Origin of the sequence: uncultured Formosa sp. (genome assembly GCF_947500765.1) — a bacterium.
GTDB lineage: Bacteria > Bacteroidota > Bacteroidia > Flavobacteriales > Flavobacteriaceae > Formosa.
The window spans coordinates 1-18,444 of sequence record NZ_CANMTH010000008.1 but is presented as its reverse complement, the minus strand read 5'-3'; the positions used below and the strand labels follow the sequence as shown (position 1 = coordinate 18,444).

The 18,444-nt window shown below is 31.5% G+C and carries 11 protein-coding genes; 2 read left to right on the top strand and 9 right to left on the bottom strand.

The genetic code is table 11. The features are described 5' to 3' along the window. Positions 1-3: 3 nt before the first annotated feature. The 4 genes from Q1B05_RS13915 to Q1B05_RS13900 all read right to left on the bottom strand — a co-directional run bounded on the left by Q1B05_RS13915 (position 4) and on the right by Q1B05_RS13900 (position 7,315). Positions 4-1,431 (bottom strand): sulfatase-like hydrolase/transferase, encoded by a 1,428-nt coding sequence (locus tag Q1B05_RS13915; RefSeq protein ID WP_299781559.1) that lies wholly within the window; start codon positions 1,429-1,431, stop codon positions 4-6. A gap of 74 nt (positions 1,432-1,505) precedes the next feature. Beyond that, the gene (locus Q1B05_RS13910) at positions 1,506-3,140 is read right to left on the bottom strand and encodes a RagB/SusD family nutrient uptake outer membrane protein (protein WP_299781558.1); all 1,635 of its coding nucleotides are present in this window, start codon (positions 3,138-3,140) and stop codon (positions 1,506-1,508) included. A gap of 24 nt (positions 3,141-3,164) precedes the next feature. Beyond that, on the bottom strand, positions 3,165-6,104 hold the full coding sequence (locus tag Q1B05_RS13905; protein ID WP_299781557.1) for a TonB-dependent receptor: 2,940 nt from the start codon (positions 6,102-6,104) through the stop codon (positions 3,165-3,167). An 11-nt stretch (positions 6,105-6,115) separates the two neighbouring features. Further along, on the bottom strand, positions 6,116-7,315 hold the full coding sequence (locus Q1B05_RS13900; protein ID WP_299781556.1) for a glycoside hydrolase family 88 protein: 1,200 nt from the start codon (positions 7,313-7,315) through the stop codon (positions 6,116-6,118). Positions 7,316-7,519: 204 nt separating this feature from the next. Here Q1B05_RS13900 and Q1B05_RS13895 point away from each other — a divergent pair, with 204 nt between their 5' ends. Beyond that, positions 7,520-11,596: a hybrid sensor histidine kinase/response regulator transcription factor gene (locus tag Q1B05_RS13895; RefSeq protein WP_299781555.1), complete on the top strand. Its 4,077-nt coding sequence runs from the start codon at positions 7,520-7,522 to the stop codon at positions 11,594-11,596. 222 nt (positions 11,597-11,818) lie between these two features. Here the strand turns inward: Q1B05_RS13895 and uxaC are convergent, their stop codons facing one another. From uxaC to Q1B05_RS13880, 3 genes are read right to left on the bottom strand one after another with little or no spacing between them, the layout of a single operon-like run. Next, entirely contained in the window at positions 11,819-13,219 is a 1,401-nt protein-coding gene (gene uxaC, locus Q1B05_RS13890; protein WP_299781554.1) for a glucuronate isomerase, read from the bottom strand. A gap of 18 nt (positions 13,220-13,237) precedes the next feature. Then, positions 13,238-14,413 (bottom strand): mannonate dehydratase, encoded by a 1,176-nt coding sequence (gene uxuA / locus Q1B05_RS13885; RefSeq protein WP_299781553.1) that lies wholly within the window; start codon positions 14,411-14,413, stop codon positions 13,238-13,240. 18 nt (positions 14,414-14,431) lie between these two features. After that, positions 14,432-15,259, bottom strand: a complete 828-nt coding sequence (locus tag Q1B05_RS13880) for an SDR family oxidoreductase (protein ID WP_299781552.1) — start codon at positions 15,257-15,259, stop codon at positions 14,432-14,434. A 187-nt stretch (positions 15,260-15,446) separates the two neighbouring features. Between Q1B05_RS13880 and Q1B05_RS13875 the strand changes: the two genes are divergently transcribed. After that, positions 15,447-16,499, top strand: a complete 1,053-nt coding sequence (locus Q1B05_RS13875; RefSeq protein ID WP_299781551.1) for a substrate-binding domain-containing protein — start codon at positions 15,447-15,449, stop codon at positions 16,497-16,499. Positions 16,500-16,688: 189 nt separating this feature from the next. Here Q1B05_RS13875 and Q1B05_RS13870 read toward each other — a convergent pair whose 3' ends face one another. Together Q1B05_RS13870 and Q1B05_RS13865 are read right to left on the bottom strand one after the other, a co-directional pair. After that, positions 16,689-17,984 (bottom strand): MFS transporter, encoded by a 1,296-nt coding sequence (locus Q1B05_RS13870; protein WP_299781550.1) that lies wholly within the window; start codon positions 17,982-17,984, stop codon positions 16,689-16,691. 154 nt (positions 17,985-18,138) lie between these two features. Beyond that, on the bottom strand, positions 18,139-18,444 hold a 306-nt coding region (locus Q1B05_RS13865), incomplete at its 5' end, for an SDR family oxidoreductase (protein WP_299781549.1).

Below are 18,444 nucleotides of genomic sequence, written 5' to 3'. Positions count from 1 at the left end.
TAATTACCATTGGTAATCTTTTCCTTCTCTACTTAATCTCCAAGATTCTTTAACTTTTTCTAGCCCAGCTTCCATCTTTTTTAATAATTCTGGTTTTTCTGAAGCTAAATTTTTTGTTTCACCTGGATCATTTTTAATATCGAAAAGCATCATTTCATCTCCTGGGGTTGGAATGCAAATTTTATATTGCCCATCTATAAAAGCATATAAATCTATATCTTTATATAAACGTTGAAATCCAGAAGCAATAGGGACAGTACGTTGACTTGTATTATCTCCCATAATTACTGATTTTAAACTCACTCCATCTAATGGAATCTTTTTACTTGGAGACATGTCTAAAACATCTAAAATAGTAGGTAAATAATCTACTGTTGAAGATTGATAATCTGTTACTAAACCTTTATTAAAATGTTTTGGCCATAATGCTAATGAAGGTACACGCAAACCACCTTCCCACATTTCGTGTTTATGTCCTTTAAATGGTCCTGCAGAAGCGATTCCTTTTTTAGTCAGCCCATCTGATGGTCCGTTGTCACTTGTAAAGAAAATAATAGTGTTGTCTTCAATATTATTTGCTTTTAAGAATGCTCTTAAACGTCCTATTTGGTCGTCCATAGCTGTTATAGCACCATATAAATGTTGTTGACCTATTGGTAAATCTGGATATTTAGCTAAGTATTCTGGACCAGCAACAACTGGTTCGTGTGGTGTATGAAACCAAATGGTTGCAAAAAAAGGTTCATCTTTTGCTATAGATTTTTCCATAAAAGGAATCGCTCTATCCATGATAATACGACTATCGTCTCCTTCTAAATTTTCTGTTACAGGCACACCATTTTCTAAATAAATTGATCCGCCCCAAGACCCATCGTCTTCAGATCCAAATCCTTTCCAGAATGATGGTGTTTTAGTAGGATCCCATGTTGGAACAGCACTTTTTGTAGCAAATGTTTCTTCATATCCATGAAACCAAGGCGGAGAATATACCCCTCTTGACTCTACTTTATTAGGTTCTATCCAGCCCAAATGCCATTTTCCAAAAAACCCTGTTTTATATCCTTTATTTTTTAATAATTCTGGAATAGTTTTTTCTGCAGGTCTCATACCGCCTGTATGTGCTGCAAAAATGCCTTGTCTATACGGACTTCTACCTGTTAATACGCTTGCACGTGTAGGCGAACACAACGGAGCAGCAGCATAAAAATTTGTAAACTTGACACCTTCTTTAGCCATACCGTCTAAATTTGGTGTTATTATTTTTTCGTTTCCGTTAAAACCAACATCTCCAAAACCTAAATCATCTGCCATGAGAAGTATTACATTGGGAGCCTTGTTTTGTGAAACTGCTTTTTTCTGAGCATGACACCCCATTACCATTAAGTTTACACTTAACAATAATGCTAATTTGCTAAAAAGTAAGTTTTTCATATTCTATTTGTAAATGATCTTTAGAAATTAGACAACTACCTAAAATAAAGGTAGTTGTCTATTATTTTATACTACTAATAATATCCAGGATTTTGTTCCATAACAGCACCTGTATTGGAATCAATTATCCCCTGAGGAATAGGGAAATATTCGTTGTATTCAAACACTTTACTTGCATCTAATCTCGGATTATTATTTACAGTTCTTTCATAAAATGTTCCTGTACGCACTAATGTGTGTTTTCTGTATTCTTCTGTAACTAATTCTCTTGAACGTTCATCAAGAATAAAATCCATTGTTACATCAGATCCTGTAATTGCAGAGGCATTAGATCTTGCTCTTAATTCGTTTAAGTATGAAGCTGCTAAATCTAGTTTATTATTTTTCATTAAAGCTTCGGCAGCTAAAAGGTAAGTTTCAGCTAATCTCATAAACATTTGATCGTTATATTGACCTGAATTAGAGGCATTATCAAAAACATAAGGGTCGTTATATTCCCATTTTCTTGTCCAAGGCCATAAAAAATTATTTTCTAAATCGTCTGGCTCATCATATGCCATTTCTGTATACCCAATAACATCAAAGTCTGTTTCTGTTTCATCTGTAGGAAAAATGTAATACTTTTTAACAGCATATTCAGAATATCTGTCGTCTATATCTTCATACCAACTAAAAGCAGAATCTGTTATAGAAACTCGACCAGCTCCTTTTCCTCCATTGTAAGTATACATTGTATCTAAATCATATTTTTTTAATTTTTTATCTTTACTATAATAGCTTATCCATATGTTTTTCATGTAATTATAAGAATTACCCACTACATCTGAATACGCATTATTTAACACCCATAACACTTCCTTATTTCCACCTTCTGGAGTAGGATTTATAAATAAATCTGTAAAAACAGTTCCATCTTCTGATGCATCAGTACCAAATCTTGAAGTCATTAATTTATAGTCTGAACTATTTATAACTTTTAAAGCTTCTGTTTCTGCTTTTTCATTTTCTCCCATATCTAAATACAGTTCTGCTAACATTGTACGTGCAATTGCACTATTTACCATACCTGTATCTTCTTTCATATCTAGATTTTCACTTGCAAAGATTAAATCTATTTCCATTTGTGCATTAATTTCATCTATAGAATTTCTTTCCCAATCATCGCGATAAGTTAATCCATCTATTTCATCTAAACTTAAAGGCACTGCTCCCCAACCGTAACGTAAATCTCTATAGGCCCAAGCACGCATTAATCGTGCTTGTCCAAGAATTTTATTTTTATTAATTAGGTCACTAGCATCATTACCGCCCATCCAATCTATAGAAGCATCTTCTGCTCTGTTAATAATTAAATTTGATGAGTTTATAATTTTATAAAGCCAATTAAAATTACTTGAAACTAACTTGTTTTCAGAATTCAAATCGTTATAATCGTTAAAGCAATCAAAGGCAGATGCTCCATTATTTACAAATGCATTATCTGTACCCATTTGCCATAATGCTGCACGATTTGCATTACTTTGAGATTCTCTATCTTCTCGAATTAAAGCATATATAGAGTTTAATCCGTTTACAAAACCATCATAATCCACATATAGATTTTCAGCAAAAATATCGTCTTTAGGATCTTCTTCTAAGAAGGAATCTTCATTACAAGAGCTCATAAAAACAGAACTAATAATAGTTATTAATATCAGTATTTTTTTCATGTTATTTTATTTTTAATATTTTAATTAAAGACTAACTTTTAAACCTAACATAATAGACATAGTCTGTGGTGCTGAGGTTTGTCTTGAGTCGCTGCTAGAAAATTCTGGATCTAAACCAATCCAATCTGTCTCTGTATACAAGTTTTTAATATTTGTAAACAGCTCTAAATTTGCTAGTTTTAATTTCGTTAAAGTTTCTTTTGGAAATCTATAATTTAAAGTTACATCTTGTAATCTAATAAAGTCTGTACTTCTATAAAATTTAGCTGAACGCGGATTAATTTCTGAATGACTTCCGTTTCTTGGATAAAGATTACTTTGATTTTCTGGTGTCCAAAATGTTACATTGTATCTGTTCTCTCTAAGATCAATATCATTAGTATATAATAACGTATTAGATCTTGAAATACCAGAAACCATATTAACAAAAAAGCTTAACGACCAGTTTTTATATTCGAATGTATTGGTTAGTCCTGCAACAAAATCTGGTGTTGTATTACCAATTACTTCTTGATCTGCTGTTGTTATTACTCCGTCTCCATCACTATCTAAGTAACGAATATCTCCAGCCTCTACATTTCCTTGCGGTGTATTGTCTGTATCTACTTGATAAATCCCGTCAAAAACATAATCGTAATTAACATCTATAGACTCTCCTATAAACCATTCGTTATCGATATCGTCTATATATTTTCCATTTTCATCTTTTAAACCAACATTAACAATCTCTGTTTCGTAATGTGCAATGTTAAAATTTGTAGACCATTTAAAATCGTTCTTATCTATGTTTACTGTTGAAATTTGGAAGTCAATACCTTTACTTGATGTTTCACCAATATTTTGTGTGATTGATCCTACACCATTAACATTTGAAATAGATTTTTTAAGTAAAAGATCTGTAGTTTTAGATTTATAAACATCTATTAAACCTCTAATTTTATTTTTAAATAAACCAAAGTCTAATCCAGCATTAAAAGATGCTGTAGTTTCCCATCCTAGAGACGGATCTCCTAAACTACTTGGATAATAACCAAATAATGTTTGATCGTCTGAATCTACATAGTTTGATGAAGATAATGAAGGTAATGTTGAATAAGCAGAAACAGCTTCATTACCACTAACTCCGTAAGATAATCTTAATTTTAAATTATTTACTGTATTAGAATCTTCTAGAAATTTTTCGTTAGAAATATTCCATCCTAAGGCTGCTGAAGGGAAAACACCAAATTTACTATCTTCTCCAAAAGCAGAGTATCCATCACGTCTAACGGTTAATGTTAATAAGTATCTAGAATCGAAAGCATAATTACCTCTTAACATTTGAGATAAGTGTGTTTTTTTAATATATGATGAGCTTGGCTCTATTAAACTAGCTTTATCTGCTTGATAGTATGTACCTACATCGTTAGGGAAACCTTCTGCGTGTACGTCATGATTTTCAGACCATTCGCTTTGTGCACTGTATAATCCTGTTAAAAAGATAGAGTGTTTATCGAAGTCTTTTTTATAGCTAATAATATTTTCAACAATCCAATCTTCATCGTATTCGTTTGCTAAATCTAAATATCCATCAACTTTTAATCCAGATAATGTATTGGTACCTCTATAACTTTGATCTAATCTAGATCTGTAATCGTAACCTGTATTTAATTTATATGATAATCCTTCTACACCAGGAACATTTATTAAAAGACTATTGTTAGATGTAAAACGTCTAGTAATATCACTATCATGATATAAAAGTGGAGCTAAAGGATTGGTTGTATAAGTTCCATCATCCCAAGTTTCTAAAGTTTGGCTTCCATCTTCTTCGTAAGGGATACCAAGCGGATTCATTGAAAATGCATTAGAAAAACTTGCACTTGCACCACTTCTGTCATAATATCCATATTGAGTACTTGTACTAAACGTCATCCATGGTGTAATGTCATGACTTAAATTTAATCTTAGGGTGTATCTATTAAAATTATCACCTACAGCAGTTCCTTCTGCATCTAAGTAAGATAAAGACACATAGTATTTTGTTTTTTCTGATCCTCCAGAGAATGATAAATCATGTTGGTACGTTACTCCTGCTCTTGTAGCAAGATCTATCCAATCTGTATTACGCCCTTCTGCATACCCTTCGTCTTCTACCAAAGAAGTAGATAATCCTCTATCTATTTTAGTTTCGTAAAACGTTTTTCCATCCATAAGGTTAGGAATATTAATAGGATTACTAAACGTTGTAGAAGTAGAGAAATTCACTGTCATTTTACCTTCTTTACCTTTTTTAGAAGTAATAAGTATAACTCCGTTAGCTCCTCTTGATCCATAAATAGCAGATGCTGATGCATCTTTTAATACTTCGATAGATCCAACATCTTTTGGGTTAATTTCAGATAAACTTCCTGAGTATGGAATACCATCAAGTATAATTAATGGACTATTTGAGGCTGAAATAGAATTTTGTCCACGAATTAACATAGTATTAGAAGATCCTTCTGCATTAGAGGCATTAACACTAATATTCATACCAGCAGTTGTACCTTGTAACATTTGTTCTAAACTTGCTCTTGGTTTAGATTCTAATGTTTCTGAACTTACAGAAACTACAGAACCTGTTACATCACTTTTCTTTTGAGTACCATATCCAACAACTACAACTTCGTCTAAACCGACTAAAGATGATTTTAATACAATACTAAAATTTGTTTTAGATTTTACAGGTATTTCTTGACTTTCCATACCTACATAACTAATAACAAGTGAGGATTCTGGCGTCGCATGTAAGGTAAAATTCCCATCAAAATCTGACATGGTTCCTGTAGAAGTTCCCTTAATAATTACAGATGCACCGGGCAACGGCATACCGTCTTCTCCTGTTACAGTACCCGTAATGTTTTTATTTTGAGCATACCCATTAAAGGCTATCAGCACAAAAAATAAACATGTAAGTTTAAATAATAAACGTTTTTTCTTCATGAAATTTTGAATTAGTTAGTTTGAGTTTGAATATTTAATTTTCTAGATAATGCTTCCAAATAATAATAGTCTGCATATATCAAAGGGACATCTATTTCTGATTTCCACGGCTTAGAACCTGTAGAATGGCTTAATAAGAAACCTTTGTCTGTACCTGGTGCGTTAAAATATTTTTTAGTAGACAAGGATGCCATAATACCATTGGCTACTTTTAAATAAGATTCCTTGTTTTTTGAATTGTCTGTAAATGTACTTAACTCGTAAAAAGCAGAAGCCATAACTGCTGCTGCAGAAGCATCTTTTGGTTCGTTTACTTTATCGCTTAGCATAAAATCCCATGTTGGAACATAATCTTCAGGAAGTGTTGCTACATTTATTATATAGTCTGCGACATGTTCTGCTTGTTTTAAAAATTCTGATTCGTTAGACTCTCTATAAGCCATAGTATACCCATACAATGCCCAAGCTTCTCCTCTAGCCCAACAAGAATTATCTGCATAACCTTGATGCGTTTCTTTAGACCTTGCAACTCCTGTTATGGTATCGTAATTTACCACATGATATGTACTATAATCACTTCTAAAATGATTTTTCATAGTTGTTTTGGCATGTGTTGTCGCAATATTATAATAGACAGGATCTCCCGTTTCTTTCCAAGCCCAGTATAAAAGTTCTAGATTCATTAAATTATCTATAATCACAGGAAACTCCCATTTATCTTTATGATGATCCCAAGAACGTATACAACCAACGGTTTCATCAAATCTTGTAATTAATGTTTGTGCAGATTCTATTAACACCCTTTTATAAGCATCGTTATCTGTGTATTTGTACGCCAAACCAAAACTAGGCATCATTTTAAAACCTATATCATGATTTGAAGCGTTATTTTTTTCACTTTCTAATAAATTAGTAAATTTAATGGCTTCTGTTTTCCAATAAGGATCTTCTGTTAAACTATATGTATACCATAATACACCAGGATAAAAACCGCTTGTCCAATCTTTTTTACTTACAAGGTGAAGTGCTCCAATAGAATCTAATGTTCTTGGAAAAACATTTCTATTTGTAATCTTAAAATCATCTTTAAGTACAGGTGAATATTTTAATTGTGTAGAAATTTGTTCAACTAACCCCTTAGCATTATAATCTGCTTTTGGTTTACAAGAGTTGAAAAATAACAACACTATTATAAAAGATATATATTTCATTAATTCTGTATTAAATTACTCTTAATTATTTCACAAAAATACTTAACACTTTTAGACTATATTCAGACTATTGTTCCCAATACCTGTAACAAATGTGTCTTTTAGCACACATGTACCTTAAAACAACATATGTGCTAGATATTATTAAACAATTATTTTTATAGAAGACTTAATATTTAGTAATTTGCTTACTAAATATTTGATATGAAAAATTGCTTTTATTACATCTTATTACTTCTTATTTCACATGGTGTATTTGCTGCAAATGACCCTCACATATCAATATCTAAAATAACTCCAGACGGTGGTGTTGTATATTCTCAAGTCACCTCTATATTAGAAGACAACCAAGGCATCATATGGTTTAGTACAAATAATGGTTTGTTCTCTTATAACTCTACAACCATAAAAAGATATAACCATATACAAGGTCAATCTTCCACACTTCCTACAAACAGAATTAATACACTTTTTAAAGACCATAATGGAAAAATGTGGGTCGCTACAGAAAATGGTTTATGTACTTACAATGACAATAGAGACCATTTTGATAGATATTTAATTAAAGATCAATACGACAACTATACAGGAAAAAACATCACATCATTTTTTCAAGATGATGCAGATAATTTTTGGTTTTCTGATGAAAAAGGAGTGGCTATATTCAATCCAGAAACCAAAAAAGCCGTTTACCAAAATATTAATAATAAAAAAAGTCATGTTAGTTTAGTTACCATTGATAAAAACAATGCAATCTGGGTAGTATATAGAGATGGAGAAATATATTATAAACTAGATGGTTCTGATACATTTTGTTTTTTTGCTACAGGGCTGAATGATGCAGCAACATCTATTCTTGTAGACGACTCTTTAATATGGGTTGGTTACGAATCTAAAGGTTTATTAAATTTAGATCTAGATGGAGATGTAAAACATTATTTTAATGCAAAAAATAACACATTACCTAGCGACCAAATTAGAAGCTTAATTAAAGATGAAAACAATCAGATTTGGGTTGCTACATTCGAGGGGATTACCATTATTAAAGATAATGAAGTTAAACTCGTTGTAGATCAACAAAACTATCCCGAATTACCAAACCACTCCATTTGGTCTTTATATAAAGATTCCCATAAAAACATATGGATTGGAACTTGGATGGGAGGTTTAGCTTTTCATAATACATTTAACAACTCTTTTTTACACTATAATAAATCGACTTCAAAAAATTCTTTAAGCGATAATATTGTGAGTTGTTTAGCAGAAAGCAATAATAAAAAAGACATATTAATTGGTACAGACGATGGTTCCTTAAATATATTTAATCCTGAAACCAATGTTTTTACAAAAGAAATTATAGTATATAACGGTCGTGAGGTTAAAAATGTAAAATCTATTGCATACGATAAATACGGAACATTATGGCTTGGAACTTATGGTAATGGATTATTATATCGTCCGAAAAACAGCAGCACGTTTCAACAAATAAAACCACCCTTTGAAACAGGTTTACAAGCTCTAGATTTATTACCTACCAACGAGGGGTTATGGGTTAGTGATTACCCAAAAGGAGTCTATTTTTATAATTTTCATTCTAAAAAATTTACTCGTTTTCAACATAACCCTTTAGATATAAATACCATATCAAACAATAATGTTCGTCATATTATTCAAGATAAAGAAGGTGATATTTGGTTCGCTACAGAAAACGGACTTAACCTTTTAAAGAAAGGATCTAAAGAATTTATTCATATATTTTACCAAGAAAACAATGCTAAAAGTATAGCTACCAATTACATTTATTGTTTACAAGAAGGTAGCAATGGCTACATCTGGATTGGTACTAATGGGCACGGACTAGACAAATACAATCCAAAAACAGATACTACAGAGCATTTTACAGAAAAAGATGGCCTTACAGGAAATGAGATTTTTTCAATCTTAGAAGATTCTGATAATAATTTATGGATTACAACAGAAAATGGTATTAGCAAATTTAATACCACAACCAATAAAACACAGTCCTTTATAAGTAATAAAGGGATTCTAAACAATCACTTTCATCCTACAGCAGCTCTAGTTTCGTCTAATAAAGAATTATATTTTGGAGGCTCTAATGGTTTAATACGTTTCTTTCCTAGTAAAATACAAATAAACCCTATTTTACCAATAACAACGGTTACTCATTTTTATATAAATAATGAAGAAATTCTACCTTCTACAACCCATTCTGTATTAGAAGATATTATTAGCAAAACTCGTTTCATTACACTAAAATATAATCAAAACTCGTTTAGTTTTCAATTTATATCTAATAATTATATAAATCCACTTATTAACAAGTTTAAGTATCGCTTAAAAGGGTTTGATGAGCAATGGAGTAATGCAGATTATAATGATAAAGCTAATTTCACCAACATTCCGCCAGGCGATTATATATTCGAAGTAAAATCGGCGAATAACGACGGGGTTTGGAACGACATAGCAACTCAAATTAATATAACCATTACACCTCCTTTTTGGCTAACGTGGTATGCCTATTTATTTTACTTAATTGCTTTTATTTGTTCTATTTATTTTTTCAGAAAACAAGTTATTCATCGTCAGAAACTAAAATCTGAAATAGATTTATCTAAAATACATAGAGAAACAGAAGAGCAATTACACCAGGTAAAACTTCAATTTTTCACCAATATTTCACATGAATTTAGAACACCATTAACACTTATTCATGGTCCTGTTAATCGTTTATTAAAATCAGGTATAGGCGATCAAGCTTCTAACAAACAATTAGCACTAATTAAAAACAATACAGACCGTTTACTTCGATTAATCAATCAATTTCTTGATTTTAGAAGAATTGATCACGGGAAATTAAGACTTAGCCCAATCCATACAGACATTGTATCTTTTAGTAAAAATGTATTTAACTGTTTCGAGGAACATGCTATGCATAGAGCGTTTAATTTTAATTTTATTTCTGAAAAACCATGTATTAAAATGGATTTTGATACAGATAAAATAGATAAAGTCCTTGTTAATATTCTTTCAAATGCATTTAAATATTCGCCAGACAATGGTACAATAACACTAAAAATACAGACTAATAAAGAACCAGTAATAAAACCCGATTGGTACAATTATACCGTTGGAGATGCCATTAAAGATGATTTTATTACTATTAGTATTTCAGATACTGGTGTAGGTATTTCTAAAGATAAGCTACCTAAAGTATTTGAACGTTTTTTTCAAATTAACTCAGATATAGATAGAGGAACAGGTACAGGAATAGGTTTATCGTTATCTACAAACTATATTACCATGCACAGTGGTCAATTAACGCTAGCAAGTTCAGAAAATCAAGGATCTGTATTTCATATTTGTTTACCAATACACCAATTAGGGTCTTTTAGTGATAAACCTGTAGAATCTACAAACATCTCGTCCTTTGATTTTTCTACAGAATCTGCAATTACACCTGAAGTAAATGTTGAAGAAATACATACTTCTGAAAATCAAGAAGCACTTATATTGATTGCTGAAGACAATCCAGAGTTATTAGATTTCTTAGAAGAATCTCTTAAAGACAATTACAGAATAGCAAAAGCTAAAAACGGAAAAGAAGCACTAAACCAAGTAAATTCTTTATACCCAGATTTAGTTGTTTCAGATATTATGATGCCACATATTGATGGAATTGAACTGTGTGCTAAAATTAAAACCGATATTAATACAAGTCATATTCCAGTAATCTTACTTACTGCATTAGATACTATACAAGATAAAATTACAGGAATTAATTCTGGTGCAGATGCCTATTTAGCCAAACCTTTTGATGAAGATTTATTAATCGTTCAAATCAATAATTTATTAAATTCTAGAAAATTACTAAGAGCATCTTTTGCGTCTTCTGAAGATAAATGGGAGGATGAATTTGAAATGCATGATTTAGACAAGAAATTAATTCTTAAAGCGATTAAAATTATTGAAGAAAACATTACAAACACCGAATTTGGGGTAGAAGTTTTAGCTAAAAACCTACATTTAAGTCGTACACATTTACATAGAAAATTAAAATCGATTACAGATCAATCTGCAAGTGAGTTTATTAGAAATATTAGACTAAAACATGCCATACAACTTATGAAGTCTGGCGATTATAAGATTAACGAAATAGGTTATTCTGTTGGTTTTAATTCCCATAATTACTTCACAAAAGCATTTAAAAAGCAATACGGAAAATCTCCAAGTGAGTATATAAACGATAACTTTAAAAACTAAAGTTAATTAAATAAAACACGATATTTAAGAGATCGATCTATTCTATTTACTATGATAAAGCAATCACTTATTAAAAAATCAAACTTTAATACTATTCAATAAAAGTTATGACATAAAAAGCCCTTTTAACTCTTGTAATATGAAATTACAATAGCGTTAAAAGGGTTTTAATAATTAATTATTTAATATATAAGGGGTATTCAGCTAAAGAACGAATATTAATTAAAAATCAAAATAATTTTTGGCGTTATTATAGCTAATATCAGACACCATTTTTCCAATCCATTCCATATCGTTTGGCAATTCTCCTCGCTGTATTTCGTCTCCTAAAAGATTACAAAGAATTCGTCTAAAATATTCATGTCTAGGAAAAGATAAGAAGCTTCTAGAATCGGTTAACATACCTACAAAACAGCTAATTAACCCCATATTAGACAGAGTATTTAATTGCTTAGTCATTCCATCTTTTTGATCTAAAAACCACCATCCAGAACCCCATTGCACTTTACCTTTCACACTACCGTCGTTAAAATTACCAATCATAGTTGCCATAACTTCATTATCGGCTGGATTTAGGTTGTAAATAATGGTTTTTGTTAATTTATCTTTACTATCTAAAGCATTTAAAAATGCAGATAGTTTTTGTGCTTGCGGATAATCGCCTATAGAATCCCAACCAGTATCTGGGCCTAAAAGCGTATGCATACGCTTATTATTATTACGCAAAGCACCTAAATGGAATTGTTGTACCCAACCAAATTCATGATACGTTTCGCATAAAAATATTAAGATTGCACTTTGAAACTTTGCTGCCTCAAGACTAGTAATAGATTGTCCTTCTAATTGCTTCTTTAAAATAGAATTAACTTCACTTTCTGTATAGTTTTCAAAATAAATTTTATCTAAACCATGGTCACATAATCGACAGCCACTATTATGAAAAAACTGAATTCTTTTAATTAAGGCATCGCATAAACTTGTAAATGAATTTATATGCACACCAGCGGCTGCTCCTAAAGATGTTAGGTATTCATTATAACCATCATGTGAAATAAATATGGCTTTATCGGGTCTAAAAGCAGTACTAACTTTAACTCCAAAATTTTCTTGAGCTAATTTATGGTGGTATTCTAAAGTATCTATAGGATCTTCTGTTGTACACACCAACTCTGCGTTTACTTTTTTTAGCAATCCTCTACAGCTATACGCATCAGAATTTAATTTCATTTTGGTTTCATCCCAAATTTTTTCGGCCGATTTCTCATTCAATAATTCTGTAATATCGAAATATCGTGCCAATTCTAAATGTGTCCAGTGATATAACGGATTACGCATGGTATAAGGCACCGTTTTTGCCCAATTTAAGAACTTCTCTTTATCTGAACTGTTTCCTGTTATAAACTCTTCTTTTATTCCCAATGTACGCATCGCACGCCACTTATAGTGGTCGCCTTTAATCCAAACATTAGTTATATTCCCAAATTTAACATCGTCTGCAATTTGCTGAGGTGACAAATGGTTGTGGTAATCTATTATAGGCTGATTTTTAGAATAATTATGATATAATTCTTCAGCATATTTATTTTCTAAAAGAAAATTGTCGTGAATAAAACTTGTACTCATAGTTTAAAATTTTAATCTTTAAAATGATTTTTTTATACCTAATTCCAAGCCTCGTAATTCTGCCAATCCGCGTAATCTTCCAATACCTGAATAGCCTGGATTCGTTTTCTTATGTAAATCATCTAGCATTTGATGACCATGATCTGGACGCATTGGAATTATAGCATCTGCCATTCCTGCTGCTGTTCTACGTCGTTCTTCGATAACTACTTCCTTAACTAAGCTAAACATATCTACATCGCCTTCTAAATGGTTTGCCTCATGGAAATTCCCTTTAGCATCGCGTTGTGTACTTCTAAAATGTAAAAAGTGAACACGATCTGCAAAACGTTTAAAGATGCTTAATAAATCGTTATCTGCTCTTACTCCTAAAGATCCTGTACAAAATGTAATTCCGTTTGCTCTATCTGGAACTTGATCAAACAAATACGCATAATCTGCTTCTGTACTAACCACTCTTGGTAATCCTAAAATTTGATATGGTGGATCGTCTGGATGAATACACATTAAGACATTATTCTGAGATGCTATTGGAATAATTTCTTTTAGAAAAGCAACTAGATTTTTCTTTAATTGCTCAGCATCTATATTAGCATAGGTGTCTAGAATAGCCTGAAACTGCTCTAAAGTATAACCTTCTTCTGCTCCTGGTAAACCTGCAATAATATTATTTACAAGTTTTTGTTTTTCGTCTTCGGTTAGCTTTTCAACATAAGCTTTAGCTTCAGCTTGTATCGCTTCAGAATAATCTTGTTCTGCACCTGGACGTTGTAATAAGAATAATTCAAAAGCTGCAAATGCAACTACATCAAAACGGAGTGCTTTAGAACCATCTTCTACTTCAAAAGCTAAATCTGTACGTGTCCAGTCTAAAACAGGCATAAAATTATAACATACAATATGTACACCACATTGTGCTAAATTCTTGATGCTTTGTTTATAATTTTCAATGTATTCTTGAAAATTACCAGAACGTGTTTTTATATTTTCATGAACAGGAATACTTTCTACTACGCTCCAAGTTAAACCCATTTTTTCAATGGTTTCTTTTCGTTTTGTAATCTCTTCAACACTCCAAACTGTTCCATTTGGAATATGATGTAATGCATTTACAATTCCTGTTGCTCCTGCTTGTTTTATATCTGATAAGGATACGGGATCGTTTGGCCCGTACCAACGCCATGTTTGTTCCATGTTATACTTTTTTAATTATTAAACACCACTATATGCACTAAATCCACCATCAATAGGGATTACAACTCCTGTAACAAATGCAGATTTTTCGTCGCATAAATACAATGTTGTACTTATTAAATCTTCTGGTACACCGTATCTACCCATTGGTGTTTGATCTATAATTTGTTGTCCGCGTTGTGTTAAACTTCCGTCTTCGTTAGTTAATAACGATCTGTTTTGATCTGTAAGAAAGAATCCTGGAGCTAACGCATTTACACGAATTCCAACTTTAGAAAAGTGTACAGCTAACCATTGTGTAAAATTAGACACAGCTGCTTTTGCCCCACTGTAAGCTGGAATTTTAGTTAATGGTGTAAAAGCATTCATAGATGAAATATTTAAAATACTACATCCTTTTTTACCCACCATATCTTTAGCAAAAATTTGAGTTGGTAATAACGTACCTATAAAGTTTAAGTTGAATACAAATTCAATTCCTTTAGGATCTAAATCGAAAAAGGTTTTAAATCCTTCTGTTGTATTTTGTAAATCTGCTTCTAATAAATGTGGATTAGATGTTGTTCCTAATGGATGATTACCTCCTGCTCCATTTACAAGAATATCACAAGGTCCTAATTTTTCGTTCACTTCTGCTTTAGCGGCTTCTAAAGATGCTTTTTCTAGCACATTTGCTACAACTCCAATAGCATGACCTCCTTCAGCATTAATTTCTTCTGCAACTTTATCTGCTGCTTCTTTTTTTAAATCTAAAACAGCTATTTTATGACCTTGTTTAGACAAAGCCTTTGCTAAGGTGCTACATAACACACCGCCAGCTCCTGTTACTACTACTACTTTACTCATATTTTTAGATATTACTATTTTTATTACAAATTTTTACGAAACACACATTTCGTGTGCGCACACACAAAAATAATAAAAAAACGTGTGCGCACACAAAAATGTTATATATATTTATCGAATATTTTAGGAAATAGTGTTTCATTATAATAACTAACACTATTTAAAGACTTATTTTTTATCATTTTATATGAAAACCATCAAAGAAATAGCACAAGAAGCAAATGTATCAGAAGGAACAGTTGATCGCGTTTTACATAACCGTGGTGGTGTCTCTAAAAAAACAGAAGAAAAGGTTAGAGCAATTATAAAGGAATATAATTTTAGTGTTAACCCTGTAGCAAGTGCCCTTGCACTAAAAAACAAATTCAATATTGCTGTATTAATTCCTGCTCATAATAAATCTGATTTATTTTGGAAATCGCCTAATTTAGGGATAACCAAAGCGGCCGAAGACATTAAAACTTTCGGAACACAAGTGCAAACCTTAACTTACAACCAGCAAAAACCAGAATCTTACATTAACACTTTTCACGAGTTATTAAAATCTAATCCTTCTGCATTTATAATAGCGCCTAGTTTTTCTGAAGAAACAAGAAATATTGTAGCTATTCTAGACGATAAAAAAATTCCTTATCTATTTTTAAACATTGAAATTGAAGGTTTTAATAATTTATCTTTTGTGGGACAAGATTCTTTTACTGCCGGTTATATTGCAGCCAAACTCATGCTGTCTAAGACCACTGAATCTTCTGAATTTTTAATTATTCAATCTAGAAAAAATATAACCAATAACAACGCTGTATTTAAACGTATAGAAGGGTTTACCAATTATTTCGTTAAAAATGAAATTCCATGTAAAATCCTTACGCTTGAAATTGAAAGTCAAGATTCTAAAACGTTACGCAAAACAAAAATTAACACCTATTTAAATAATCATCCAGATATAAAAGGTGTATTTGTACCATCAAGCCGTATACATATGCTTGTTGATTGCATGGCAGATACATACCTAAAAACACTTGAGTTAATAGGATTTGATAATACTCCTCAAAACATTGAATGTTTAAAAAATAATTCTGTTTCGTTTTTAATCTCTCAAAAACCATTTAACCAGGGCTACAATGCTGTTAAGTTAATGAATGATTATTTAGTTAAAAACAATATACCAAGCCATAAAATATATCTTCCTATAGATATTTTAATTAAAGAAAACGTAATTTATAACGAGAATAGTTATTAAACACACTGTTCTATTATATCCTATAATTTTATTCATAAAACTAAAGAAGGGTTCCAAAACATAAGCTTTGAAACCCTTCTACAAACACTATTATTTTTTAATTAAAAGTAACTTCCAAAAGTGTTAATAATTTGAAACGATCTTCACACATTTTCTTAACTTTTAGTATGTGATTTCATCTGATTAAATTTATGAAATCAATTCTAAATTCTCATCTAAAGGCGTCATTTTTGGCATTAAAAGATGCACAAAACCTAAAACAATTAAATAACAAGATCCAGCGATTAAGAAAGCCCAAAAATACCCTGTATTTCCTGCTTGATCTAATACAGAACCTAATGCAAAATCGGCAACAATACCTGCTACAGCTCCAACCATTCCTCCTATACCAACAACCGAAGCTGTTGCTTTTTTAGGAAACACATCTGATGCTAAAGTAAAGATATTTGCAGACCAAGCTTGATGACCAGCGGCAGCCAAACCAATTAGAAAAACGGCAATCCATTTATTATCGGTAATAGCTACAAAGCTTACAGGAAGAATGATTAATGCACAGATTAACAATGTTATTTTTCGAGCTTTATTTACAGACCAACCTTTTCTAATAAATACACCAGAAAGATATCCTCCTAAAATACTTCCACCGTCAGCAAAAATATAAATTACAAAAAATGGTAATGCAATATCGTGAATGTTCACTCCAAAAGTATCTGCTAAAAATTTTGCTCCCCAGAATAGGTAAAACCACCATACAGCGTCGGTAACTTTAGCTAAAGCAAAGGCCCAAGTTTGACGTTTTCTCAAGACACTTTTCCAGGGTAGTTTTTCTTCATTTTCTATTTCAGAATCTGAATGAATATAAGCCAACTCTTCTTTTGTAACTTTAGGATGATTTTCTGGTTTTTTATACATTCTAAACCATAATAAAACCCAAATAGCACTAAGCCCACCTGTTATTAAAAATGGTATTTGCCAATTTGTTCCATCTTCGTGTACTATCCAAGCTACCACAAAAGGTGCTGCAATTGCCCCTACACTTGTTGCGGCATTAAAAAGTCCTGTAGCAAAAGCACGGTCTTTTTTAGGAAACCATTCTGCAGTTGTTTTAATAGCTGCTGGAAAATTTCCTGATTCTCCAAAACCTAAACCAAAACGGGCTGCTGCAAACCCCATAACACTAAATCCAGGTCTTACTAAAGCATGTAAAATCCCGAAAAAACTCCAAATTGCTATAGATAGTGTATATCCTTTTTTAGTTCCTAATCTATCTATTAAACCTCCCATTGAAAGCATACCTAAAGCATAAGCTACCTTAAATGAAATCATGATAAAAGCATAATCCTTATTGGTCCAGCCAAACATTTTTTCGAGTGTTGGGGCCAATACTCCAACAATACTCCTATCAAAGTAATTAATAGTTGTAGCAAACATTAAGAGCGCGAGTATTCGATATCTATAATTTCCTGTTTTTATTTCTGCATTCATTATTTATTCAATTAAATTATTCATTTCTTTAATTTATTCTAGGTAAAAACCTAACTATAAACACGTACAATTTAAAGCAAGTATTATTTTTTAGTTAATCTTAATTTATACCTAGTTTACACCTGAAACTGATTTATAAAAATCGCTTTAAAAATTAATCTTCGTTTGAAGGTTTTCCTATTGTAGCTAAAATTCCTCCATCTACATACACAACATGTCCGTTTACAAAATCACTTGCTTTTGATGCTAAAAACACGGCTGTTCCTTGTAAATCTTCTGGATTTCCCCATCGTGCGGCTGGTGTTCTGCTAATGATAAAATCATTAAAAGGATGACCATTTACTCGTATGGGTGCTGTTTGAGATGTTGCAAAGTATCCTGGACCTATTCCGTTTGTTTGAATGTTAAACTTAGCCCATTCTGTTGCCATATTTTTGGTTAACATTTTTAATCCGCCTTT

Excerpts from the sequence above, each read along its gene's own strand:
- uxuA (WP_299781553.1), bottom strand. The coding sequence starts at position 14,413 with ATGGAACAAACATGGCGTTGGTACGGGCCAAACGATCCCGTATCCTTA.
- Q1B05_RS13880 (WP_299781552.1), bottom strand. The coding sequence starts at position 15,259 with ATGAGTAAAGTAGTAGTAGTAACAGGAGCTGGCGGTGTGTTATGTAGC.
- Q1B05_RS13910 (WP_299781558.1), bottom strand. The coding sequence starts at position 3,140 with ATGAAAAAAATACTGATATTAATAACTATTATTAGTTCTGTTTTTATG.
- uxaC (WP_299781554.1), bottom strand. The coding sequence starts at position 13,219 with ATGAGTACAAGTTTTATTCACGACAATTTTCTTTTAGAAAATAAATAT.
- Q1B05_RS13900 (WP_299781556.1), bottom strand. The coding sequence starts at position 7,315 with ATGAAATATATATCTTTTATAATAGTGTTGTTATTTTTCAACTCTTGT.
- Q1B05_RS13870 (WP_299781550.1), bottom strand. The coding sequence starts at position 17,984 with ATGAATGCAGAAATAAAAACAGGAAATTATAGATATCGAATACTCGCG.
- Q1B05_RS13905 (WP_299781557.1), bottom strand. The coding sequence starts at position 6,104 with ATGAAGAAAAAACGTTTATTATTTAAACTTACATGTTTATTTTTTGTG.
- Q1B05_RS13895 (WP_299781555.1), top strand. The coding sequence starts at position 7,520 with ATGAAAAATTGCTTTTATTACATCTTATTACTTCTTATTTCACATGGT.
- Q1B05_RS13875 (WP_299781551.1), top strand. The coding sequence starts at position 15,447 with ATGAAAACCATCAAAGAAATAGCACAAGAAGCAAATGTATCAGAAGGA.
- Q1B05_RS13915 (WP_299781559.1), bottom strand. The coding sequence starts at position 1,431 with ATGAAAAACTTACTTTTTAGCAAATTAGCATTATTGTTAAGTGTAAAC.